21 protein-coding genes, 1 tRNA gene and 1 pseudogene are annotated in these 22929 nt (G+C 43.3%); 14 read left to right on the top strand and 9 right to left on the bottom strand.

The window, feature by feature from the left end:
- The first annotated feature begins 104 nt into the window (after nucleotides 1–104).
- The 3 genes from FDX19_RS08190 to brnQ are packed head-to-tail and all read left to right on the top strand — an operon-like array spanning nucleotide 105 to nucleotide 2476.
- Nucleotides 105–833 (top strand): AzlC family ABC transporter permease, encoded by a 729-nt coding sequence (locus FDX19_RS08190; RefSeq protein WP_137382337.1) that lies wholly within the window; start codon nucleotides 105–107, stop codon nucleotides 831–833.
- Complete coding sequence (locus FDX19_RS08185) at nucleotides 833–1123, top strand: AzlD family protein (protein WP_137382336.1); 291 nt, start codon at nucleotides 833–835, stop codon at nucleotides 1121–1123. Before FDX19_RS08190 ends, FDX19_RS08185 begins: the two co-directional genes overlap by 1 nt.
- Nucleotides 1124–1159: 36 nt before the next feature.
- Nucleotides 1160–2476 (top strand): branched-chain amino acid transport system II carrier protein, encoded by a 1317-nt coding sequence (brnQ, locus tag FDX19_RS08180; RefSeq protein ID WP_137382335.1) that lies wholly within the window; start codon nucleotides 1160–1162, stop codon nucleotides 2474–2476.
- 326 nt (nucleotides 2477–2802) lie between these two features.
- On the opposite strand, the gene FDX19_RS08175 is transcribed toward brnQ, so the two are convergent.
- A complete protein-coding gene (locus tag FDX19_RS08175) occupies nucleotides 2803–3258 on the bottom strand; it encodes an Lrp/AsnC family transcriptional regulator (protein ID WP_368666073.1) in 456 nt (151 codons plus the stop codon).
- 1016 nt (nucleotides 3259–4274) lie between these two features.
- Between FDX19_RS08175 and cfa the strand changes: the two genes are divergently transcribed.
- Nucleotides 4275–5465 (top strand): cyclopropane fatty acyl phospholipid synthase, encoded by a 1191-nt coding sequence (gene cfa, locus FDX19_RS08160; RefSeq protein WP_137382333.1) that lies wholly within the window; start codon nucleotides 4275–4277, stop codon nucleotides 5463–5465.
- A gap of 1710 nt (nucleotides 5466–7175) precedes the next feature.
- Entirely contained in the window at nucleotides 7176–7409 is a 234-nt protein-coding gene (locus FDX19_RS08150) for a hypothetical protein (protein WP_137382332.1), read from the top strand.
- Between the two features lie 294 nt (nucleotides 7410–7703).
- Here the strand turns inward: FDX19_RS08150 and FDX19_RS08145 are convergent, their stop codons facing one another.
- Both FDX19_RS08145 and FDX19_RS08140 read right to left on the bottom strand, forming a co-directional pair.
- Nucleotides 7704–8237 (bottom strand): VOC family protein, encoded by a 534-nt coding sequence (locus tag FDX19_RS08145; protein ID WP_137382331.1) that lies wholly within the window; start codon nucleotides 8235–8237, stop codon nucleotides 7704–7706.
- Between the two features lie 112 nt (nucleotides 8238–8349).
- Nucleotides 8350–9027, bottom strand: coding sequence for an SDR family oxidoreductase (locus FDX19_RS08140; RefSeq protein ID WP_137382330.1), 678 nt, complete (start codon nucleotides 9025–9027; stop codon nucleotides 8350–8352).
- 322 nt (nucleotides 9028–9349) lie between these two features.
- On the opposite strand from FDX19_RS08140, the gene FDX19_RS08135 reads away from it, so the two are divergent.
- From FDX19_RS08135 to FDX19_RS25690, 6 genes are all read left to right on the top strand, one after another.
- A complete protein-coding gene (locus tag FDX19_RS08135) occupies nucleotides 9350–10522 on the top strand; it encodes an MFS transporter (RefSeq protein WP_137382329.1) in 1173 nt (390 codons plus the stop codon).
- A 16-nt stretch (nucleotides 10523–10538) separates the two neighbouring features.
- Nucleotides 10539–11237, top strand: a complete 699-nt coding sequence (locus FDX19_RS08130; RefSeq protein ID WP_137382328.1) for a gamma-glutamylcyclotransferase — start codon at nucleotides 10539–10541, stop codon at nucleotides 11235–11237.
- 160 nt (nucleotides 11238–11397) lie between these two features.
- Nucleotides 11398–12273 carry a LysR family transcriptional regulator gene (locus FDX19_RS08125; protein WP_137382327.1) on the top strand — a complete coding sequence of 292 codons (876 nt, stop codon included), beginning with the start codon at nucleotides 11398–11400 and terminating at the stop codon, nucleotides 12271–12273.
- A 1205-nt stretch (nucleotides 12274–13478) separates the two neighbouring features.
- Nucleotides 13479–15167, top strand: a complete 1689-nt coding sequence (gene cysI / locus FDX19_RS08120) for an assimilatory sulfite reductase (NADPH) hemoprotein subunit (RefSeq protein WP_137382326.1) — start codon at nucleotides 13479–13481, stop codon at nucleotides 15165–15167.
- 7 nt (nucleotides 15168–15174) lie between these two features.
- Nucleotides 15175–15891 (top strand): glutamine amidotransferase, encoded by a 717-nt coding sequence (locus tag FDX19_RS08115; protein ID WP_137382325.1) that lies wholly within the window; start codon nucleotides 15175–15177, stop codon nucleotides 15889–15891.
- A gap of 204 nt (nucleotides 15892–16095) precedes the next feature.
- On the top strand, nucleotides 16096–16443 hold the full coding sequence (locus tag FDX19_RS25690) for a helix-turn-helix transcriptional regulator (protein WP_137382324.1): 348 nt from the start codon (nucleotides 16096–16098) through the stop codon (nucleotides 16441–16443).
- A gap of 273 nt (nucleotides 16444–16716) precedes the next feature.
- Here the strand turns inward: FDX19_RS25690 and FDX19_RS25445 are convergent.
- Nucleotides 16717–17146 (bottom strand): annotated as a pseudogene (locus tag FDX19_RS25445) (tyrosine-type recombinase/integrase); the annotation flags it as partial.
- Here FDX19_RS25445 and FDX19_RS25080 point away from each other — a divergent pair.
- Complete coding sequence (locus tag FDX19_RS25080) at nucleotides 17129–17308, top strand: hypothetical protein (RefSeq protein WP_170974364.1); 180 nt, start codon at nucleotides 17129–17131, stop codon at nucleotides 17306–17308. The pseudogene FDX19_RS25445 and the gene FDX19_RS25080 sit on opposite strands and share 18 nt — an antisense overlap.
- A 576-nt stretch (nucleotides 17309–17884) precedes the next feature.
- On the opposite strand, the gene dynB is transcribed toward FDX19_RS25080, so the two are convergent.
- From dynB to FDX19_RS08085, 5 genes are all read right to left on the bottom strand, one after another.
- Nucleotides 17885–18076, bottom strand: coding sequence for a dynobactin A family peptide antibiotic (gene dynB, locus FDX19_RS25685; protein ID WP_368666072.1), 192 nt, complete (start codon nucleotides 18074–18076; stop codon nucleotides 17885–17887).
- Nucleotides 18077–18078: 2 nt separating this feature from the next.
- Nucleotides 18079–18927, bottom strand: a complete 849-nt coding sequence (locus tag FDX19_RS08100) for an SPASM domain-containing protein (RefSeq protein ID WP_137382323.1) — start codon at nucleotides 18925–18927, stop codon at nucleotides 18079–18081.
- A 3-nt stretch (nucleotides 18928–18930) separates the two neighbouring features.
- The gene (locus tag FDX19_RS08095) at nucleotides 18931–19236 is read right to left on the bottom strand and encodes a radical SAM protein (protein ID WP_137382322.1); all 306 of its coding nucleotides are present in this window, start codon (nucleotides 19234–19236) and stop codon (nucleotides 18931–18933) included.
- Nucleotides 19237–19686: 450 nt separating this feature from the next.
- A complete protein-coding gene (locus FDX19_RS08090) occupies nucleotides 19687–20958 on the bottom strand; it encodes an integrase arm-type DNA-binding domain-containing protein (RefSeq protein WP_137382321.1) in 1272 nt (423 codons plus the stop codon).
- A 160-nt stretch (nucleotides 20959–21118) separates the two neighbouring features.
- Nucleotides 21119–21194, bottom strand: a tRNA-Asn gene (locus FDX19_RS08085).
- Between the two features lie 6 nt (nucleotides 21195–21200).
- On the opposite strand from FDX19_RS08085, the gene FDX19_RS25680 reads away from it, so the two are divergent.
- Together FDX19_RS25680 and FDX19_RS08080 are read left to right on the top strand one after the other, a co-directional pair.
- On the top strand, nucleotides 21201–21257 hold the full coding sequence (locus FDX19_RS25680; protein WP_350203164.1) for a DUF5951 family protein: 57 nt from the start codon (nucleotides 21201–21203) through the stop codon (nucleotides 21255–21257).
- 97 nt (nucleotides 21258–21354) lie between these two features.
- On the top strand, nucleotides 21355–22842 hold the full coding sequence (locus tag FDX19_RS08080) for an EmmdR/YeeO family multidrug/toxin efflux MATE transporter (protein ID WP_137382320.1): 1488 nt from the start codon (nucleotides 21355–21357) through the stop codon (nucleotides 22840–22842).
- The last annotated feature ends 87 nt before the right edge of the window (nucleotides 22843–22929 follow it).

The following is a 22929-nucleotide window of genomic DNA, read 5'->3' as shown; positions in this document are numbered from 1 at the left end:
TGAATTATTGGAATCCAACGCCAAATAAGGCGCTTATTACGACGAAAACGCATCCCGATGCCAGTCCCCAAAACTTATAATACACCTTCATAAAAGGAGTATTTATGTTCGGTACAGTTTCCTTCTTTTTCCGTTCTGCTAATCGTCGTGAAATCAGCCGCGGTGCTATGGCGGCTGTCCCCGTCATGATTGGTTTTATTCCCTTTGGATTATTGTTGGGTACGCAGGCTGCCCAAAAAGGGATGACGGCCGCGGAGTTAATGTTAATGACCGGTCTTAACTTTGGCGGTGGTTCAGAGTTTGCCGCTTTGTCGCTCTGGACCTCGCCACCTCATGTACTGACCATTGTGCTTGTCAGCCTTCTCGTGAACTGCCGGCATTTGTTAATGGGGGCTTCACTTGCGCCTTTTTTAGCGCATCTTCCACGCAGGCAGGCATTCCTCGCACTGTTCTTTATGTGTGATGAAAGTTGGGCAATGGGGATTGCTGATGAAGCAAAGCGCAGGCAGCAGGGTATGTCGGGTTTTAGTATGGGGTTCTACGCTGGCGTAGCTATCTTACTTTGGCTGATCTGGGTTCTGTCTACGGGTATTGGCGTTGTCGTTGGCCCGGTGCTAGGTGATATCACTGTCTGGGGATTCGATATGGCATTTCCAGCCGTATTCCTGGTGTTACTGAAAGGGATGTGGAAAGGATTTCGGCCAGCAATCCCCTGGCTGGTGAGTCTTGTTTGTGCAGGCCTGACGTGGCATCTGTGTCCGGGAGCAGCCTATGTTCCCGTCGGCGCACTCTCAGGAATTGTTACTATCTTGCTGATGAATGGGAAAAAGTGATGAGCCTGACGTTACTGACCATTTTATTGATGGCGCTGACGACCTATCTGACGCGCATTCTTGGCTATGCCGTACTACATGGGAGACAACCTGGTCCGAGGCTGAAGGCCGTTCTGGAAGCGGCTCCTGGCTGTGTGTTGATTACCGTTATCGCACCCCATTTTGTCACCACCAATGTAGCCGATCAGCTGGCGCTGGTTATTGCGCTGCTGGCAGCCATGCGGTTTTCGCTGCTGCCGGTGGTGCTTATCAGTGTACTGGCTACCGCCTTACTCCGTTTTATGCTCTAACTGATTTCCCCCAACAAACACAACGCTGATATAAAAATGAAAACACTCCGTATCACAGACATTATCGTTTTAGGTTTTATGAACTTCGCGCTCTTCGTCGGCGCTGGGAATATTATTTTCCCACCTTTTATTGGTTTGCAGGCCGGGACATCCGTTTGGTTCGCCGCGCTTGGATTCTTAATGACTGGTGTCGGGCTTCCTGTTATTACCACCATTGCAATGGCGCGTGCAGCTGGTTCAATGGCGTTAATTACCCAGCCTGTCGGCAAGCGGGTGGGGCTGTTGCTGGTCATTGTATGCTATCTCTGCATTGGGCCACTTTTTGCCACACCACGAACGGCAACCGTTTCGTATGAACTTGCGCTGCAACCTTTTGTTAAGAGTGAAAAGTGGCTGTTCGCCTGGAGTGTTATTTATTTCGGGGTTGTGGCGCTGGTCTCGTTGTACCCAGGAAAATTGCTGGATACGGTCGGTAAAGTCCTTTCTCCCATAAAAGTCGCCGCTCTGATTGTGCTTGCTGTGACAGTGCTGGTGCTACCGGCAGGAACAGCACAATCGCCTGTGGGGGCTTACGCGACATCCGCTTTTTCTCAGGGATTGACCAATGGTTATCTGACTATGGATACGCTAGCCGCACTCGCTTTTGGCTTGGTTATGGTAAATGCCATCAAATCGCGAGGGGTAAGTTCTCCAGGATTAATTACGCGCTATGCCGTGTTGTCTGGTTTGATCGCGGGCGTAGGGTTGATGCTGGTGTATCTGAGCCTCTTCCGTCTGGGAATGGGAAGTGGGGGGTTGGTGAGCAATGCAACGAATGGTGCTGAAGTGCTCAGCGCCTATGTTGCTTTTAGTTATGGCGCCTCCGGTTCTGTTTTCCTTGGTGTACTTATCACCATTGCCTGTTTGGTCACAGCGATAGGGTTAACCTGCGCCTGTGCGAGTTATTTCACCGTTCTTGTACCGGTAAGTTATGCCGGGTTGGTCTGGATTTTTGCCTTATTTTCCATGGCGGTATCCAACCTGGGGCTGACGGCGCTGATTAATGTCTCCGTACCTGCGCTGACTGCTATCTATCCTGTTTTTGTCGTGCTGATTTTAACCTGGTTTGTTCGCGCAAAATTTCGCTCTCCGGGGAGGGTCATTTCCCCGGCAGCCTTCATCGCCTTTATATTCGGTTTAGCCGATGCTCTTGATGCTGTGGGTTTCAATGTCTGGCCACTGTCCCTTCTGCGACTGATGCCGTTAACTAATCTGGGGTTGGGCTGGTTGATGCCTGTTCTGGTGGTGACGGTTATTGCGTCACTGTTTGACAGAAGAAAATCAGCCAATCGTGAAACCTCATGGCAACAATAATGGGTATGACACGGGTCCAGAGAGCTGTTTTTTATCCTTGCGTGTGCAGCATGTTTCTGGTGATTGCATGTTGTGCAGAAGGCCTGATATGGCGCTGGTCTGACAGCTATCCGTCAATACTTTCGCAAACACGCTATGTTGATAACATGGCGTATCTGACGCCCCAGTCTATCAAGATGATATGCCGCCAGCCGCTCTCGAAACCTGAGCTTACCCCGAAGCGTAATGGACTCTACCTGAGGTGTGGAATGCCGGGGATTGAAGGTATATACAGAATCGTAACTGATGCTAAACCGTGATTTTGCGGGCGTAAGCCCGCAACAGGCCTAACGGATGGGGAGTTCGGTGGTGTGTTTAATAGTCTGCATTGGCAGTTCTGTTTTCATGCTTTGAACTCCCTTGATGCGCGCCAAATGTTTGATCTGAAATTGCCGATATGCTTTCAGGTCCGTTGCGACGATCCGTAATAAAAAATCACAGTCTCCCACCATCAGATGACACTCTACAACCTCCGGCAGTAGCTTGATCTCGCGGCAGAAATGCTCCACGGCCTCTTCACCCTGGCTGTCGAGCCAGATGCGAACGAAGATTGATAAATTGAGCCCTAACGTGGTGGGATTGACGATAGCGACATACCGATCTATAGCGCCGCTTTCCTCTAGTTGTTTCACCCGACGCAGGCAAGGGGAGGGAGATAGACCGACTTTTTCGGCCAGCACATTGTTTGGAATGCGCCCGTCTTTTTGTAATTCCCGCAAAATGCGGTTATCAATCTCATCCATTTTCATTGTTGGATTTTAATGATTCATAAAAAATTAACTCATTATGCTATGAAAAGGAGAAAAATGCATCTTAATGTTGCAATATTGGATGATTGCAAAAAACATCTTCCGTTTGAAAAATATTATCAGCTGAATAGTGTTCTGAATTCTGATCGTAGGAATAGAGATACCCGATCACGCATCCCGACCACATTTGATATCATGAATTATTTATCCCCTGGCGGGGTCATCATTGTAACCTTGCTCGGGAACACCAAATAATGCGCTACCGTTAAAATTTTCCAGCGGCAGACCTTCAGCAAGACGACGAGGTGGAACAGGATTTGCAACAAACGGGTCACCGTAAGTGACTAGATCTGCATAACCATTGTTCAGTACCCTGTCAGCCCTATTCTGATCCAATTTACCAGAAACGATGATAGGGAAAGTGAAGCGAGCAGGGATATCCTGTCTGTATGCTTCAGTGAACTCAGGTACATCATTCCAGTCGGTAGAGGTAAGTTATCTTTCTCATTCAGATAGATTGCAGCACCAAGTATGCTTACTGCTTGAAGGGGTTTGCCTACTGCTGTCTGAAGCGTCGTTCAGTTTCAGGATTGCCACCCGGATCTATCTGTTGATTTAACATTAACGGATGGATTTGTAGACTTAGTCTGCGAGGGTATCAATTTTACCGTCAGGTACGAAACGCTTGCTGATAGTACTCTTAAAGCCAAAGCTATTGGGGAGAATAGAAGAATAGTCTGTGCCGCTACTTATTATCAGGACCGAAATATAAGAAGAGGGGGGTATCATGTATGTCTCAAGATTGTCTGATGGAAATTTACACAGTAGCATGATTTTATGTATGAAAGTGCATTCCCACTAAATATGTGCCAGTTATATTCCTGCCAGTCATAAATAATCATATGTTTGATATAGAAACAATAATGTTTGTCATTGTAAAACATCGTGGTATTTTAACTGATAATGAAATACTAACACTACTCAATTAACAGAAGTCAGGAATTAAGTGTATGGCAGCTATAAGAGAAAAATCAAATTCATCATTTGAAGAACTGAATGAAATATGGTGTGAGGTTGATATTAGCCGCACATCGGCAGGAAAACTCATCGCGAACCTTCTTGCCACCGCTGATGTCGCCGTTAATGGTGAAAGGCCACAAGATATTAAAATATTTGATGAAAACCTTCCCTCAAAAATTCTCACACGAGGTAATTTGGCTCTTGGTGAGGCTTACATGGACGGAAAGTGGGATAGTCAGGAACTTGATGAATTTTTTTGTCATCTTCTCAGACATAAACTTGACCAGCAAGTCGTACCGTTAATGACAAAAATAAATATTATTAAGGAAAAGTTATTCAACCTGCAGTCGCATAAGCGTGCCTGGCAGGTAGGTGTGCAACATTACGACATTGGAAATGAATTTTATGCTGCTATGCTTGATAAAAGAATGACATATACCTGCGGCTACTGGAGTAATGGTGCAACCACTCTTGATGATGCCCAAGATGCAAAGCTTGATTTAATATGCAAAAAACTTGAACTTAAACCCGGAATGCGTTTACTGGATATCGGTTGCGGTTGGGGGAGTCTTATAGGATTCGCTGCTGAACATTATGGCGTTGAATGTGTTGGCGTATCTATATCTAAAGAGCAAATTGAGTATGCACGTGAACGCTATAAACACTTACCTGTCGAGTTCCGCTTCGCTGATTATCGTGAATTAAATGAAAAATTTGACCGAATTGCTAGTATCGGAATGTTCGAGCATGTAGGACAAAAAAACTACAATACCTATATGTGTGTTGCTCAACGGTGTTTAACTGATGATGGTATATTTTTACTTCATACTATCGGTAAAAATATTCAGGGAACCCCAGCAGACCCGTGGATCAATAAATATATTTTTCCTAATGGAATTCTTCCTGCTATGAATGACATCGTTAATGCAGCAGAAGGCCTTTTTGTGATTGAGGATGTCCATAATTTTGGCTCTGATTATGATAAAACATTATTGATGTGGTATAAAAACTTCGTTAATTCATGGCCTGAGTTCTCTGAACGTATGGGGGAGCGTTTTTATCGGATGTGGAGCTACTACCTGCTGTCTTGTGCTGGTGCATTCAGGTCTAGAGATATTCAGTTATGGCAATTTACGCTCACTAAGAATGGTCGCATAGGTGGATACAAAAGCCTCCGCTAGCAGCGAATAATGTCTCGTTGCATCATACTGCAAGGAATCATACGGGTTATAAGTCTTAATGGACGAACTCTTTATTTTTTTAAATGGTAATGTCATTTAATTAGTGATATCACTGTAGTTGATAACGATTAATAAGTAAGGAAAACTTCTTGTATCGTTGATAACTTAACAATTGTATAGTTTACGCGAGGAGTATTTTTATGAAATAAAGATAAAAAACAGGGCAAACATCCTTTGAGCTTGCAGAGAGATGAGAGTATAACGCTTTCATTGGCTCTATTTTCTTTTCTATATATATCATATGAATTACTATTTCTCGGTTTTTGAGTGGTGATTAAGATTGCAAAGATCGTTTTTGCTTAGTTTTTATAAAAATCTGCAAGCATTACAGAAATACTATGATTTGGTGGATTTAATTATGGAGATGTAGATATGCCTGATTCTTGATTGTTTAAACCATTATGGATTCGTAATCTTGGGCTGAGTAATCGTATTGTGATTGTGCTAATGTGCCAGTATTCAGCCATCGATGGTTGCATAAACGACTGGCATCTTACGCACCTTGGTCAGTTGGCTCAATCAGATCCCAGGTTGTTGACCATTGACGTTACAGCGGTCTCCCCAGAAGAGTGAATTACTTACGCAGATGTTGGTCTTTACGATGATAAGACTGAAGAAGCCATGGCCAAAGTGCTGGATTCTGTTCATTGATGGTCAGATATGCCTGTTGCCATTCAACTCGCTCACGCCGAACGCAAGGCGTCAACTTACCGTCCCTGGGAAAAAAGTGAGCAGATCCCCCTGACCAGGTCGTTGGGGGGCAGCCAGTTGCCCCTTCTGCTGTTCCTTATAATGCCGTTTACACCATTCCGACTGAGCAGTCTAGAGATGGTCTGCAGATGGTTCGGGATCAGTTAAAAGATCATGGTGTTGATGCTATCCATGTTTCCGGTGGCGGCTTACATCCTGACCAGATTATCACCGTGATATCAGACCCCTCTAGCTCGCACTATTAAAACAGAAGTCACGACTCCGGCTGTTGCCGTAGGTCTGATTAGTAAACCTGCTCATGTGGAATCAATTATTGCAAATGGAGATACTGACCTTAACTGTATTGCTCGCGCAGCTCATTATGACCCTCAATGGCCATGGCATGCCGCAGCAGCTTTGAATGCTGAAGTCAAAGCTGCCAGACAATATTTGTGTTGCCAGCCTGGGATATATCGAAATTTGTTTAAGCCATAAGGGAAGTCAGGAATCAGTTATTTCTGCTGTTAAATTTTGATGACTGATTGTAATGGTGCGTCGCTTTAATGTGTTGCGCCAATTTTTGTCAAATTCCTGATAAGCTCAGTTGCCGGAGCTGAAAGTTTCAAAAGATCGTTACTATTGTGAATGAAGACAAGACATCCTTAACGGATATTAAATGGCTAAATCTGTTTTTATAAATAAGGTGATAAAGAAATGTACCTTGGATCCATAAAATTAAACATGCCTCCCATTAATTATTTAATATCATCATTAACTTGTCATGAATATTGTAGTGTATGGGGCGATAGCAAAAGCATTGAATGTCCCCATGTCCTTTCCTGGTGAGATATTTATATCACCAATGGTGATTACTTCCGCTGGTCCTCTATCTGGCCACGTGTAGCAGCGTTTTTTGATGTTTCGCCAGGGGAGCCTTTCCCACTTTCCTTACAGGATACGATGGCAGATAAAGGGTCTTTATGGGATAAACTGACACAAAAGCATAATCTTATTCCCTATCCATACAATAAAATTGTGGCATGGGGGTTCGGTGGCTTTATTTTTAAAACTACGTTCGATAATATCACCAGTACGATTAAAGCCCGCAAGCACGGCTTCAATGAGTGTATTGATAGTGAAGAAATGATTATTGAAGTGCTAACTACACTACGTGAAATGAAGTATATTCCATAAATAAAAAATCACAGCAATACGATTACTGATTGCTCAGTGAATATTTATTGAACTGGAACGCATGGGAATTATAAAGCTATTGGATTATCAGATGGGTTTTTATAATTCCATAGCCCCTAAGTTATAATAACCGCAGGCGCACTTGCCATTTATAATTGTAGCTATAAATCTAGTGTATCATATAGTGTCAAATATTATGGTGGAAAGTATGAAAAAAGGATCTACTGGAGTAACCCCTTTTGGATGTATGGACTAGTAAAGTAGAATTCTACATTATTAATAATACATAAGTGCTTAGCTTTTTGGTGGCGTAAATCGGTTTGATTCGCTGTAATCAGGGTAGTTTATCCCGGCCGGGTACGTTACCAGTTCAACGACTGTCCCCCAGGGGGTTTTGCCATAAACAAAGCGATTCCTTTCGTCCACACCTTCAATTTCTCCAAAGATCTGATTAATTTCGGTAAACAGAGTCCCTCCTGCTGAAACAAATTTCTCAGCAGCATTGTCAATATCATCAACATACACCGCAAAATGTTGCAAACCGAAGTCTGACGAAATGGCCGCAGACCTCTGATTGTCTTCATGATAGCAGAAGAGCTCAATACTCGTACTTTCGCCTAGAGATAACATACGCATATGTACAAGTTCTGCACCAGACCTTAATCCTAGCATGGCTTCAATTTCAGGCCCTTTGAGCGACTCTTCTTCAGGTGTATGTAGGTCATAGGCAAGACGAGTACCAAATGCATTCCTGAAAAAGAGCGTTGCTTTTTCCATATCTGGCACTGTCAATGCAATGTGATCTAGGCCTCTTACATTGTGATTCATAATTAATCCTCATGTCTGAGATCCGCTGTAAATAGAAACTTATTTAAAAACGCAAAATCGGGTTAAAAAATTGCTTTCGAATTCAGGCAGTTTCTTTTAAGAAACCTTGAGTCTACCAGGATAAATTTTGCATACTGTAATCAACGAAATGATGCCCACCTTTTCCCTGATAATTGTCCAAGACATTTGCCAACCCTTGCACACTCTCTTGGACTGTTAAAGGTGCAGCAGCGCCACCCAGTTCGGTCTGAACCCAACCCGGGTGAAGGGAAAGGAGAGTGAGTCCGCGAGACTCCGTGGCTGGGAGCAATGTACGTGTGAGCATATTCAGAGCGGATTTGCTTGCTGAATACAATGGCATATCAGCATGGGGGTTTTCATTCAAACTTGCCAGCTTTGAACTTGTGAATGCCAGGACTCCCGTATTCGCTTTTAAGGAGGGGAGAACGGCATTCGCAATACGGATAGGTGAAAAGGTATTAGTCATGAATAGTGACAGCAATTCATCCTGTGTTGTGGAACTGACCGACTGGTGATCCGGCCCATAAACTCCAGCATTTACCACAATGACATCAAACTGCTCTAGTGGTAGCATCTGCCCAAATGTAGTACTTTGCTGCAGATTATTAATATCAAGAGTTAACCATTTAATTTCCGGTGATTCCTCTGCGCCTGCTAGCAGTCTGCGTGTTGCTGAAACCGCCCATCCCCGCTGCTGTAACTCTTTACTTAGTCCGAGTCCAATTCCCCGGGAAGCACCTATGATCAAGGCCTGAAGTTGTTTACTCATTCTTTCCTTCCTCCGTTTACATGGATAAACCTGTCCGACACCTTTAGCCTGAACACTCGACTCTTAATAAGAGAGCTCTTGGTTGAGAGTCAGGTGATGAAAGTGCCGATGAACTGAGGATAAGGAGTCGCTACCTATGACTGAAATGATTTTTTCTGCACTAATGCCATGATTTTTTTATGGGTAAATCATAAGAAAAAATCTTTGCAGTAGCACTCATTTGCCATAAAAAATCCTATACCATGTATAAATTGCATTATTTTAAACATATCTATTGATTATTTAAACTCGCATCTAACCTTAAATGATGTGAGAAATTATCATGCCTTTTGTTGTTTATATCTTCACCCTGAGCGCATTTGCTCTTGGCCTGGCGGAGTTTGTACCTATTGGTCTCAGTGACGTCATGGCCTCAAGCCTCAATGTCACAGTGGAACAAGTAGGAGCGACCGTCACTGCCTATGCACTGGGTGCTACATTCTCTGCACCAATCCTGACCGCACTTACAGCCAGCTGGTCCAGAAAAAATGTCATGCTGGTGACAACGCTGGTATTCACTCTGGGAAGCTTTGTAGCTGCTTTTTCCACTACGCTCTCCTCAATGGTAGCAGCACGTTTTGTAGCGGGTATTGGTCATGGGTTGTTCCTGGCTGTAGCTGCAAGTACTGCGGCAAAACTCGCGGGACCAGGTAAAGAAGGACGAGCCGTCGCTGTTGTCTTCGGTGGTTTCACTCTGGCAATGGCTATTGGTGTACCTCTGAGTACCTGGCTTGGTGGTGTAATGGCATGGAGACCTGTATTAGCAATTATTGGCGTATTTGGCGCTATCGGTCTCGCAGGCTTACTGTTTGGTATGAAAGATCCTGTTCGTGCATTACATGGTGATCACAGTGCTTCCGCCCTGAAGAGTATTACGGCATTACTTAATCCGACCTTACTCAGCGCAGCACTCGTTACCGTACTGTCGTATGCCGGTTCTTTTACTGCCTACACTTACATTGCACCTATGCTGACACAGCTAACGGGCGTTGCAACTTCCAGTGTAGGGATATTCATGCTTGTATACGGTGTATTCGCTGCTATCGGTAACGTTCTGGGCGGAAAAATTACGGACTCACTGGGTGTGAACCGGGCAAATATTCTGATTGTCGGCGGTATCATCATTATTTCGCTGGGTATGTGGGCCTTCTCTGGTTCAGCGGTAATGATGGGGATTCTTGTGGCTCTTCTGGGGATGTTTACCTTCGGGGCTGTACCTGCTTTGCAGGCCAGATTGATCAGTGTAGCATCCGAGAAAGCTCCTCACGCAGCTGGGGTGGCATCTGGTCTGAATATCGCCGGGTTTAACTCCGGGATCGCTCTCGGCTCCGTGACTGGTGCTTTCACAATCACCAGTATGGGGATTATATACACTGGTCTGGCAGGCGCTGTGCTTTCCCTTCTGGGTCTGCTGCTGCTTATTTCTCAGATCGCCAAGAGTAAAGCACAGCGTTAATTAATGGGGAGGATTAATGTTAACTCGTGACTACATTCTGAGTGGAGAATTCCACCGGGCGCATGAATTAACACTCCCTGGTCATATGATCTGGGATTACGAAAAAATCACAGACTCGATGCTGACAGCATTAAAGGAGCGCCCTTCTGGCGCTCCAGTCTGGATCTTTGCTTATGGTTCGCTGATGTGGAATCCGTTGCTTGCTGTTGAAGAGATACGCAAAGCAACTCTCCCTGGCTGGCAACGTCGGTTCTGTATTAAGCTAATATCTGGCAGGGCTATTCCGGAAAAACCAGGCCGCATGTTGTCACTGGAAAAAGACGGTGACGCTGAGGGGATTGCATTAAAACTGTCTGAAAATGGGCTTGAGGAAGAGCTGTTACTGGTTTGGATTCGCGAGATGATCACCGGCTTGTATCAACCTCGTTGGCTACAGGTGAATTTGGATTCAGGGGAGCAAGTCGACGCCATCACATTTGTTAGTGATAGGTACCATTCCCTATACATCAGTAACAGCTCGGTTGAAGATGTATCCCCGATAATACTTCAAGCTCACGGTTCTATCGGAAGTAACGCGGATTATGTTTACCAGCTAGAACATACCCTCTCTTCCTGGAATATCAAAGACAGTTATGTTGCCGATGTGTCGGAATCCTTGCGAACCATCACCCAACATAACCAAAATAGAGTTCTTACAGGGGAAATCTATAAATGAACAGTCCTAAATTAGCAGTAACTTTTTTCAGCGAACCATTTTGTTGAAGAGTGATTCTCCGTTACTATGCGAATGTAAGTTGAAATAAAGAGATATATCACTAGCAATTCTTGGTATGTAACATATTTTCTGAAATAAACTTCTTTGAGGGAACTTCCAAATGAGCCATCTGACGCATTTGAGAACATTTCTTGAAGTCTATCGTGTCCGATCCATATCTCAGGCTGCGATAAATTTGGGGATCACCCAGCCAACGGCGTCCTTGCACATCCAGGCAATCGAGATGTTTGTCGGAAAACCTCTTTTTATTCGTCAGCCAAGAGGGGTAGCTTCAACAGGTGCAGCTGATGAACTGGCTCGGTCTATTGCGCCACATCTTGATAGCCTCGAGATGAAATTGGCTACTTATCGACTAGGACAAACTGAGGGCGGAACCGTTCATATTGTCGGTCCTTCCGAGTTTATTCATAACAGACTAGCTTCTTCTTTGGCGGCCCTGATGCCAGATGGTTTCAACTTTCGCTTACATACTGGCAATAAACAGCTAATTTATAACCTACTTGATTCAGGCACCATTGATTTAGCAATTACGGCATCAATACCGAATGAACATCAGTACGCGTTCGCACATCTATTGACTGAACGTATGATGCTTGTTTTTGCACCGGCTCTTGCAAGAGCAGTAGGAAAACCGACGAAAGAGTCGTTAAACCAGACACCCTTAATCGCCTACGATGAGGATTTACCCCTAGTTAGGAACCTCTGGTTGTCTCTTTTTCAGGTATCTCCAGATATTAAAGCAGCATTTACCGTTCCCGATTTACGCATTATTAAGGACATGGTAATCGAGGGCTACGGTTGGAGTGTTCTGCCAGATTATCATTGCCAGGATGCGTTATCTGACGGTAGGTTACTGGCCGCCAATTCAGTTACTGATGCCCCAACTAACAACTTGTATCTAGTATGGAATAAACGTGGACTTAAAAATAAAGCTATTTCCTATGTCAGAGATTATATTCTTACACTATTTAGATGATATTATATTCTAGAGCGGAGATTTCCTTTGGCGTAAATCGTAAGTAGCTTGCAGTTACATTATCATTAAAATATGGATATGCAACACCTATATTTTAATGTTTCTCTTGAGTGGTTGCTGATTGTCAATGCTTCCATTTGTAAAAGAGGTTATTATGAGGATTTCCATTGTCGAGTTATTAACAGCTGATGTTAAGGTTGTTGAAAATATTAAACCAGTCCTAAAAGATCTGATAACAAAAAGTCGTATGGAATGAGGATGTGTCCGCTATGATGCTTTCATCGGAGAGTTAGGTGTGACATTTGTTGAAGAGAGGGTATCGAGTGATATTCTGAACCAACATGAGAAAACAGATTACTTTCTCAAATTAGTAAATGAAATTGAGAAGAATAATCTGTGTGTAGAAGTCAACTTCGTCCAGTCGTTGATATAAATAGCATATACGAACTTACCAGTTTGGTTCGTGCTAACTTTAATACTTTATGTTTTTCTCATGCCACCATTACCATAAAATTATCTCTGAGTTTAAATAGCATAACCACCTAAAATGAAAAAATACGGCGGGAATAGGTATAGTAATTATTATTAAAAATCACTCTTTGTTTTTATTGTTGATTTTTCATCTGTGGCGATTCAACCAACCTCGTAGAAAAATTACTGGTTTAACCTGTGCATATCACCGAATCAGAACGCAAGAAAAATTCTTTGGATATGGGTATATAGTTTGAGTAATGATCGAGGATGAATGTGTAACCCCTTTCAGATGTAGATTAAAAATACTCATATGCCTAGTCAGCAATAAAAGCTTTTTCATGAATAAATGCAATCTTGTAATCGTTTTGTTGAAAATGATATTGCCCCTTGAAATTATAGATGATAACTATTTGATAAACAACCAATGGATGTAATGGTTATTGCAATTAATGGTTGCATCAAGCTTTCTTTATTATTTAAGCGTTGATTAATGAAAATTTCTTAATATGCGCACATATATCATGATAAATCTAAAATTAACTGGAAGCAAATGATGCTATTTTATAATATAGTGAGGTTTTATTGACGTACAAATAGCATTTTAGAATAACATATAACATCTTAACTAGCACTGATATAGTAAAAAAAACATGACTGATCATAGCGTTATTGGTGTCTAGAGATGAAAATGTTTAAGGAAACTTAATGCAATACTCTTAGGAATAAATAATATGAGCAATGATAAACTATCAGATAATGAGAGACTTAAATCCGAAAGTGAATTGTTACGAGGGACAATTAAAGAAGATTTAACGAATGATTTAACCGGTGGTTTCCTTGGAGATAACTTCCAGTTGATCCGGTTTCACGGTATGTATCAGCAGGATGACCGGGATATTCGGTCAGAGCGTACGGTGCAGATGCTGGAACCTCTGCACACTGTAATGCTTAGAGTTCGCTTACCGGGCGGAATAATCACACCAATGCAATGGGCCGGGATCGATGAGTTTGCTTCAGAGCATACTCAGTATGGCAGTATTCGAATCACTAATAGACAAGCATTGCAACTCCATGGAGTACTAAAAAAAAATATAAAGCCTGTTCATCAGCTATTGCACAGGTTGGGGCTTGACTCGCGTGCCACGGCGGGGGACGTGAATCGAAACGTACTTTGCACATCTAATCCCGTAGAATCAGAAATACACCAGCAAGCTTATGACTGGGCAAAAAAAATATCTGAGCACCTTTTGCCAAAAACTAACGCATATGCAGAAGTATGGCTTGATGGTGAAAAAGTTAAGCAACCTGAAGAAGAGACTATTCTTGGCAATAGCTATTTACCAAGAAAATTCAAAACGGCTGTTGTTATCCCGCCACAAAATGATGTTGACTTACATGCGAATGACCTGAACTTTGTAGCCGTTGGTGATAAAGGTAGACTTCAAGGGTTTAACGTTCTTGTCGGTGGTGGTCTGGCAATGACTTATGGTGACAAAAGTACCTACCCTCGTCTCGCCAGCGAGCTCGGCTTTATCCCGCTTGAGTCCACTCTGGCAGTGGCTGAAGCCGTTGTGTCTACCCAGCGGGATTGGGGAAATAGAAAAAACCGTCGAAACGCCAAAACAAAATATACGATCGATCGGGTGGGGGTAGACGCTTTTAAGGCTGAGGTAGAACTTCGCGCGGGCATGACATTCCAGGAAATTAAAACCTATAGATTTACGGGACGTGGTGATCGCATCGGTTGGGTGAGTGGTAACGACAATAAGTATCATCTGACCCTCTTCATTCCTAGTGGTCGTCTTATTGATAGTCTCGGAAAACCGATTAAGTCTGGACTTGCAGCTATTGCTAATATTCATAAAGGCGATTTTAGGCTCACACCAAACCAAAATATTATTGTCGCTGGTGTGCCGGAGAAAGATCAGCAACTTATTGACAGTCTTGCTCGTCAATATGGTTTGATCGATGATTCTGTTTCATCGCAGAGAAAGCAGTCTATGGCCTGCGTGTCTTATCCAACCTGCCCACTAGCAATGGCTGAAGCAGAGCGTGTTTTACCCGGTATAATTGACAGGCTGGATGCTATCCTTGTGCGCAATCAGATACCCACCGAATCGTTCATTTTCCGTGTGACGGGATGTCCTAATGGATGTGGTCGTGCCATGCTAGCTGAAGTGGGCTTGGTAGGTCGAGCACTTGATCGTTATGATTTATACGTGGGGGGAAATAAAGAGGGCACCCGTATACCGCGGCTTTATAAGGAGAACTGGCATTTAAATGATATTATTAGTGAGTTGGACTCATTAATTAGTTCATGGGCAGTGAACAGAAATGATAATGAAGATTTTGGTGATTTTACAATACGAAATGGAATTATCCGACCTGTACTAAATTCAACAGATGATTTTTACATTTAGGATTAATATGCTCAAACCTTTAGCCATTATTCAGCTGGGGGAACCACCAGAGCCAATATTTAAGGCAATTGGACAACAGAGCGACTGGTTTATAGATGCTTTGCCTCCGGTTCATAATGATATCAAAATATTCAGGCCTGACATGGGTGAAAAAATACCTTCATCGGACAACTTTTCAGGGGCTATTCTAACGGGCTCTTGGGCAATGGTGACTGATTTACATCCATGGAGTGAGTCTACTGCGGAATGGATTAGAAGCGCGCATAGCAACTCACTTCCCTTACTGGGTGTATGCTTTGGGCATCAATTAATTGCGCATGCGCTTGGAGGGCGGGTTGGAGATAACCCAACAGGAAGAGAGTGTGGGCTACACTTGATCGAACTAAGTGGAGATTATCAAAATGATCCTTTATTGAAGGATATGCCTAAACGTCTTTCGGCATGGCTCTCACATCAGCAAACCGTCCTGGAAGCACCTCAAGGGGCTAACATACTGGCATTTTCGACACAGGATAGTTGTCAAATCATTCGGTATAGTGGCACAACATTTTCGGTACAGTTTCATCCTGAGTTTTCGCTGGATGTTATGTTAGCCTGTCTCTGGAATAATGAGGTTATCGACCATCTACCAGATGGAAAAAATTTACCAACATGGCCAAGGTTGATCCTTCAGCGATTTTATAATTATTACTGTACTGTGCCAAAATGTGATTTTATACACTGAGAATCCGCTATCTATATAATCCCAGCCTGCTGATGCGTTCAGTATGTTATGATTAAGGATAATCATATTTATTGTACAACAAAAGACCTCTCGTTCATCATGGTCTTTTGTTGTGCTGTTATCATTTTTTTTTGTTATATTGATTATTTTGTTATTTTCTTTGCTCTGTTACTATGTATTAAACACTCTTAAATATATATTTATATGACAAATATCAATGAAGTAAAACAGTACATTTTTGTAAATATAAAGTGCAACCTAAGTATATCAGATATTGCGTATTTTTTTAAAATATCCAGGCAATACTTACATGCCTTTTTTAAGAAAGAATGCGGAGTAACTATTATGAATTATATTATTAATAAAAAACTAGAAATGGCAGCAGTAGACCTTTTGATCACTTCGAATGACCTCATTACCATCAGTAAACAATATAATTTCAGAACTGTCACTTACTTTAGGCATAGATTTAACCTGAAATTCAATGTAATGCCAGAAGAATTTATAGAGAAATATCTCGGTGACGATTGTCCAAAGTCAGCACAATGCTAGATCAGAGATCTTCGTATTTTTGAGCCCCCAATATCGGTACTGAGATAAATCAGAGAACAAACTTAAAACGTACGGGAAAAACTGTTTACAGTAACCTCGTGAATTGCAATAGTATTGGATGGTATAATTAAGAATAGTTGTGCCCGGATAAGGAATCACCTACAGATAAAGCGAAAATACTGCTGCCTGATAAAATTTTAAAAGCAGATCTATTTCAGAACGGTTCTGCTTATACTTTACTGATAAATTAAAGTTATTGCTGACTAGATAGCTTTAAGCTTTCTCCAGCCTGGCCCAGACATAGGAAGGGAGGTATTTTTCCTGCATTTATCTATAATAATCCGACCACCACTGCATCATCGCTTTACGAGCGTCAAGATATTCTGCTTTATGGATGTAAGCTGCTCGAACATTATTGTTTTCCTGATGGCTCATCTGGCGCTCCACTACATTCTGAGACCATAAACTGGATTCCATCAGGGAGCTACATGCCATTGCCCGGAATCCGTGACCGCAGATTTCATCTTTTGTGTCATAACGCCACTAGGCGTAAAGTCCTGTTGATCGTATTTTCACACATTGGCTTATACGGATTATGATCTCCGGGAAATATTACTTCCTGATGCCCGGAGATTTCCCGTATTTGTTTAAGAATAGTGATGGTCTGACGCGATAGGGGAACGATATGGGGCTGCTCCGATCGTCTGTTCAGCATTTTGCCAACCTCGTGGATATCGCCACGAGGTCACTCATCGCCGCAGCACCGCACTCGCATCCGAAGGCGGGGGCTGACAAAATCGAACTGGAGGCGCTGTCCGGGGATACATTAATGATCCAGAAAGATCCGCCCGGGGTCGGGTTGTAAGTATCCCGCCAAAAATCTATTTTACTCGCGATGTTGCGGTAGCTATTGGCATGGTGTCGATGGGAATAGGAGTCACGCTGGTGCCAGAAACCCAGCGTTCTGTAACGTTGCCTAATGTCTGCTACTGCCTGCTGCACGCTCCCGAGACTACAACGACCTTAACGCTTTGCGGCCGGAATTCAGGAAAAGCAGGGAACTGATCGAGTTTGTCCGCTCTTTAAGGCTGGTTGAAACTTAAGAAATACCCTGCCTCATACCTAAATAGCTGCCGTTGAGTCGTAGCCAGCTATCAAAATTGAGAAGACAAAACCGGGGAGAGGTGCCCGCAGTTTCTGCCCCAGTTCCCAGCTTCAGGAAGATGTCTTTCAGGAATGCATTCGTGATGCTGGGGATACCGGCAAGACGATTTTCTCATCGGGTAATTCTGCTGTATCAGAACAGTTGACGACGGCAGGGCGGTGAATGGGAACCTCAGGATGAAACGTTCGTGTAGTGGCACAGTAATTTTGGCCAATCCTGGAATTAGTTCTATATTCCTAGACGCTGTGCGATTGAATAATCTTCGAAAATATACATCTATAGGTTAATGAATAGCATTTTATTGCTATTCATCATTATAACTCCATTGGTGTACATTATAATCCATGAAGCATCGTTCGGTTGCTTCGTAAACTCGACAATGATTTTTTCATCTATCTTTTTACCAGTAAGTGTCACTGGGGCTTTTACGCTCGCGAGTAAAGCTTTAGTCCAGATTTTCTTATCCATATCTATTTCCTCAAAATTAACTCATCTACATTTATGAAACCATCATTTAGATGGCTAGGCTTTACATTTCCGGGTGTTATACCGAATTTTAGAAGTTGTGATTCAACATGGTCGTACATCATTTTGATACTTTTGCAATAATGATCAGGTGTATTATATTCTCCATTGTAATAATGATATGAACGTGATGGACATCCACCATGGCATAAATGAAACCATTTGCATTTAGAACATTTTTCTGTAGAAGATCTATGTCTCCATTTTATTGCTGTATCCGAATAAAAAAGATCAATGAGGGAATGTTCATTGATGTTACCATAACAAACATCCATGTTTCCCGTTAAACTAGCACAGGGATAAATATTACCAAGAGGGTCCGTTGAAAGATTAGCTTTACCGCATTGTGACATCCCAATGCATGATGAACATGAGCCTGATATTACAGAGCGTGTTGTGTGTAAAAAGCTAGATACATCAACATAATCTTCACTACCTGCTGAAAGCCAATCTTCATAAAGTAATGACCATGTTTCAAAATACTCTGCCTGCGTTAAAGCTATTTCATTGAATATATTAGTTGCATTCCCTCCCTTCATTAGGGGGATGATGTTAAGTCCAAGTTTATTCTCTCGGAGAAAAGAATATGACTCTTTAATGTTTTCTCTATTTTTTCTGTTTAATACAAGAACGCAACCTATTCTAAAACCATTCTTCCTTAGCTTTGTTACGTTCTCCAAAACACGGGAAAAACTACCTTTACCATTTTTGAATACTCTGTTTGCGTCATGTGATTCTTTTATACCATCAATGGATAAACTAACTTGGAATTTGTATTTTTTAAAAAATTTCAAATGTTACTTTTTAATTATTGTGCCATTTGTCTGTACAATATTTGAATAAGGTATCTTATCTGCATATTCTTCCTGGAAGGCGATGGCTCTTTCATAAAATGATAACGGTGCTAGAAGTGGCTCTCCTCCATGCCAAATGAATTCAACCGACTTGTATTTGCCGATAAATCTTGCTAGTGAAAATGTCTGCTCTATTACTTTTTCTAGTGTATCTATATCCATAAATGGACGGCGTTCATCATCGTTATAGCAGTATGAACACGAGAGATTACAAACGTGGGTTGGCTTTATTACATTTATTAATTTCATATCTACCCACTCCTCATGATGTTGAACTTTCTTTTAAATTCAGAGGAAACCGCTTACACACGTAGTGCTTAGCTAAGCAGAATTGTCCTCCGATATTTCTTCGTATCGATTTTCGATTCGTTTGACGGAACCCCTTTGCCGCTACTAAAGAATTTATCATTAGCCGAAAAATGATATGTAGAAAGGTTTCTGTATATCTCCAATAACCATGATGATCACAATGCTTTCGATAAATTAAAACTATTAAATACCTTTTTGCTAAGAATAAAACTGTCAGTTCTGACAGGTATTAGATTTAACTTTGAATAATTTCATAACGCTCATTTACACGGTAAAGTACACCATTTGTATCGTATCATCGCTCCTGTTTTATTGATTGCCGAACAAAGTAAAAAAGCCGTATCAGTCTGGACTGATACGGCTTTGATTTGTTAGCATAATTAAATGACTCTAGTGAGATAGAGGCATTTTTATTCCTCTCCCTAGAATATAGGGTGGTACATAGGATTTGCGGCAAGTATCCAGATAATCCGACCACCACTGCATCATTGCCTTTCTGGCTTCCAGATGCTCTGCTCTGTGAATATATGCCTGGCGCACGGAGTTACGTTCCTGGTGGCTCATTTGCCGTTCAACAGCATCCTGTGACCATATACTGGACTCCATAAGGGCGCTGCATGCCATTGTCCTGAAACCGTGACCGCAGATTTCCACTTTCGTGTCCCAGCCCATCAGGCGTAGCGCCTTGTTTACTGTATTTTCACACATCGGTTTATACGGGTTATGGTCCCCGGGGAACACGAGTGCATTATCTCCTGAGATATCTTTAATCTTTTTCAGGATCGCGATCGATTGTTGTGAGAGGGGGACGATATGAGGCCTGTGCATTTTGGCACCACGACCAGAGTAACGCACGCCTTCAATAGCTTCGCGCGTGGCGGGTATCATCCAGACCTGGTTTACGAAATCAATTTCATGCCAGCGGGCAAAACGCAATTCACTCGAGCGAATGAATAGATGCAGTGTTAGCAGGATGGCAAGGCGGGTGAGTTCACGGCACTGCTGAAAGCTCTCAATGCTCTCAAGCAATTCTGGAAGACGCTCCAGCGGTAGAGCGGGGTAGTGACGTTTTACTGGCGGAGCCGTCACTCCGTCCAAGTTTGCTGCCGGATTAAAATCGATTAATCCATGATGCACGGCGTAGCGCATGATATTCCGGAGGTGCTGGCGTGTACGGGATGCAACTTCCAGTAGACCCTTTTCCTCAATTCCTTTTAATAAAGTGATGAAGTGACGGGGTTTCAGTTCTGAAACTGACATCGTACCAATGACCGGGAATATATGATTATTCATGCTGGCGAGCAGACGGTCGGCGGTGTTCTGTGACCATTTTTTATTGCTCTTATGCCACGCCAGTGCCACGTTTTTAAACACTTTCTTTGGTATACGAGAACTGCGTTCAGCTGCTCGCTGCTCTGCTGGATTGATGTTCAGTACCAGCATTTTGCGAATACCTTCACGTTGACTACGGGCGTCTGAGAGGGAGATGACTGGGTAGGCACCGAGTGCAATACGGGATTCTTTACCCTTAATACGGTACTTGAGATACCAGTGACGTGAACCGCTAGGTTTGACCAGGAGATACAGACCGTGGGAATCGGAAACTTTAAAGGGTTTATCAGATGGTTTGAGACTGCGGATTTTGGTGTCAGTAAGAGACATATGGGGTCACTCCATAATAGAACGAACCGGACCCCAGATTTGACCACCAATTTTTCCCGATGCGGAGGATAAAATCAAAATGCATCAGGAGAAGTTTTCACGCTAAGCTGTTGTATTAAAACCATACAGGCATTAATGAAGCTGCACGAAAACAAGAATTTGGCTCCTCTGACTGGACTCGAACCAGTGACATACGGATTAACAGTCCGCCGTTCTACCGACTGAACTACAGAGGAATCGTTGTGGAGGCTTATCTTAGCGGCGAAAAAACTTTTGTCAAACCCCAATTCCTACATTGAGGAGCAATTGATGCTTCTCTCGACAGTTTGTTGCATTTACAGACATTTTAAATAGAAAAAACTTTGCAGCTTTTTTGATTCTCCCTCATCATTTGAAATGAGGTTTCAACTTTCTTCATTAAGGTCCACTTTGAACGTCTCCGCAGCCTTACGCCAGGTCGCATCCCGCACGCCCTGGTATGCCAAACGCAAGCGTTATAAAGTTCTCTTTTGGCGCGAAATTACCCCGCTTGCTGTCCCCATTTTTCTGGAAAACACCTGTGTACTCTTGATGGGAGTACTGAGCACCTTCCTGGTGAGCTGGTTGGGTAAAGAAGCGATGGCAGGTGTCGGGCTCGCCGACAGCTTCAACATGGTCATCATGGCATTTTTCGCCGCCATCGACCTTGGCACGACGGTGGTGGTTGCTTTTAGTCTCGGAAAGCGCGATCGCCGACGCGCCAGAGCCGCAGCCAGACAATCACTGGTGATCATGACGATATTTGCTGTCGTACTGGCGGCGGTGATTCACTATTTCGGTGAGCAGATTATTGATGTCGTGGCAGGAGAAGCCACCCCTGATGTAAAAGCGCTGGCACTAACCTATCTGGAATTAACCGTGCTCAGCTACCCTGCGGCGGCAATTGCGTTAATTGGCAGCGGCGCACTGCGCGGTGCCGGAAATACCAAAATACCGTTATTGATTAACGGTGGTATGAATATCCTGAACATTATCATCAGTAGCATCCTGATCTATGGCATTTTTTCCTGGCAAGGGCTGGGATTCGTCGGCGCAGGTCTGGGGTTGACGATTTCACGTTACATTGGTGCCATCGCCATTATAGGGGTGCTGATGATTGGATTTAACCCCGCGCTGCGCATTCCCCTGAAGAGCTATTTTAAACCGCTGAATCTTGCCATCATCTGGGAAGTTATGGGGATTGGTATTCCTGCCAGTATAGAGTCAGTCCTGTTTAACGGTGGCAAGTTACTTACGCAGATGTTTGTTTCGGGTATGGGTACCAGCGTCATTGCCGGTAACTTCATTGCCTTTTCGATAGCGGCACTGATCAACCTGCCGGGAAACGCTTTAGGTTCCGCGTCTACCATCATTACCGGCAGGCGTCTGGGAAATGGACAGATTGCTCAGGCGGAAATCCAGTTGCGACATGTATTCTGGCTCTCCACAATCGGATTAACCGCCATCGCCTGGCTAACCGCCCCGTTTGCTGGGTTGATGGCTTCGTTTTATACCCACGATCAGGATGTAAAAGAGGTCATTGTCATCCTGATTTGGCTGAACGCGGCATTTATGCCGATATGGGCAGCATCATGGGTTCTTCCTGCTGGATTTAAAGGTGCACGTGACGCCCGTTTCGCTATGTGGGTCTCCATGTTGGGGATGTGGGGCTGTCGTGTTGTCGCCGGCTACACCCTCGGGATCGTATTAGGCTGGGGTGTCGTTGGCGTCTGGATGGGGATGTTCTTCGACTGGGCAGTACGGGCCGCGTTATTTTACTGGCGTATGGTCACAGGCCGTTGGCTGTGGAAATACCCTCGTCCTGAACGTGAAAAGTGTATAAAACAACCGTCTGCGTCTGAATAAGCGACGAAATGAAGAATATTTCAGCAAACGATCGCAAATATCCATTCAGGCTTTGACAACGCAGACAGGCATCGCTAATATTCGCCC

Source organism: Citrobacter sp. wls619 (assembly GCF_005281345.1).
GTDB lineage: Bacteria > Pseudomonadota > Gammaproteobacteria > Enterobacterales > Enterobacteriaceae > Citrobacter.
The sequence above is the reverse complement of the archived record's forward strand: the minus strand, read 5'-3'. Positions and strand labels throughout refer to the sequence as shown.

Excerpts from the sequence above, each read along its gene's own strand:
- FDX19_RS08090 (WP_137382321.1), bottom strand. The coding sequence starts at position 20,958 with ATGTCTCTTACTGACACCAAAATCCGCAGTCTCAAACCATCTGATAAA.
- FDX19_RS08080 (WP_137382320.1), top strand. The coding sequence starts at position 21,355 with ATGAGGTTTCAACTTTCTTCATTAAGGTCCACTTTGAACGTCTCCGCA.
- cfa (WP_137382333.1), top strand. The coding sequence starts at position 4,275 with ATGGCAGCTATAAGAGAAAAATCAAATTCATCATTTGAAGAACTGAAT.
- FDX19_RS08115 (WP_137382325.1), top strand. The coding sequence starts at position 15,175 with ATGCTCAAACCTTTAGCCATTATTCAGCTGGGGGAACCACCAGAGCCA.
- FDX19_RS08145 (WP_137382331.1), bottom strand. The coding sequence starts at position 8,237 with ATGAATCACAATGTAAGAGGCCTAGATCACATTGCATTGACAGTGCCA.
- FDX19_RS08150 (WP_137382332.1), top strand. The coding sequence starts at position 7,176 with ATGGCAGATAAAGGGTCTTTATGGGATAAACTGACACAAAAGCATAAT.
- FDX19_RS08185 (WP_137382336.1), top strand. The coding sequence starts at position 833 with ATGAGCCTGACGTTACTGACCATTTTATTGATGGCGCTGACGACCTAT.
- brnQ (WP_137382335.1), top strand. The coding sequence starts at position 1,160 with ATGAAAACACTCCGTATCACAGACATTATCGTTTTAGGTTTTATGAAC.
- FDX19_RS08175 (WP_368666073.1), bottom strand. The coding sequence starts at position 3,258 with ATGGATGAGATTGATAACCGCATTTTGCGGGAATTACAAAAAGACGGG.
- FDX19_RS08190 (WP_137382337.1), top strand. The coding sequence starts at position 105 with ATGTTCGGTACAGTTTCCTTCTTTTTCCGTTCTGCTAATCGTCGTGAA.
- dynB (WP_368666072.1), bottom strand. The coding sequence starts at position 18,076 with ATGGATAAGAAAATCTGGACTAAAGCTTTACTCGCGAGCGTAAAAGCC.
- FDX19_RS08095 (WP_137382322.1), bottom strand. The coding sequence starts at position 19,236 with ATGAAATTAATAAATGTAATAAAGCCAACCCACGTTTGTAATCTCTCG.
- FDX19_RS25690 (WP_137382324.1), top strand. The coding sequence starts at position 16,096 with ATGACAAATATCAATGAAGTAAAACAGTACATTTTTGTAAATATAAAG.
- cysI (WP_137382326.1), top strand. The coding sequence starts at position 13,479 with ATGAGCAATGATAAACTATCAGATAATGAGAGACTTAAATCCGAAAGT.
- FDX19_RS08135 (WP_137382329.1), top strand. The coding sequence starts at position 9,350 with ATGCCTTTTGTTGTTTATATCTTCACCCTGAGCGCATTTGCTCTTGGC.
- FDX19_RS08130 (WP_137382328.1), top strand. The coding sequence starts at position 10,539 with ATGTTAACTCGTGACTACATTCTGAGTGGAGAATTCCACCGGGCGCAT.
- FDX19_RS25080 (WP_170974364.1), top strand. The coding sequence starts at position 17,129 with ATGGGGCTGCTCCGATCGTCTGTTCAGCATTTTGCCAACCTCGTGGAT.
- FDX19_RS08140 (WP_137382330.1), bottom strand. The coding sequence starts at position 9,027 with ATGAGTAAACAACTTCAGGCCTTGATCATAGGTGCTTCCCGGGGAATT.
- FDX19_RS08125 (WP_137382327.1), top strand. The coding sequence starts at position 11,398 with ATGAGCCATCTGACGCATTTGAGAACATTTCTTGAAGTCTATCGTGTC.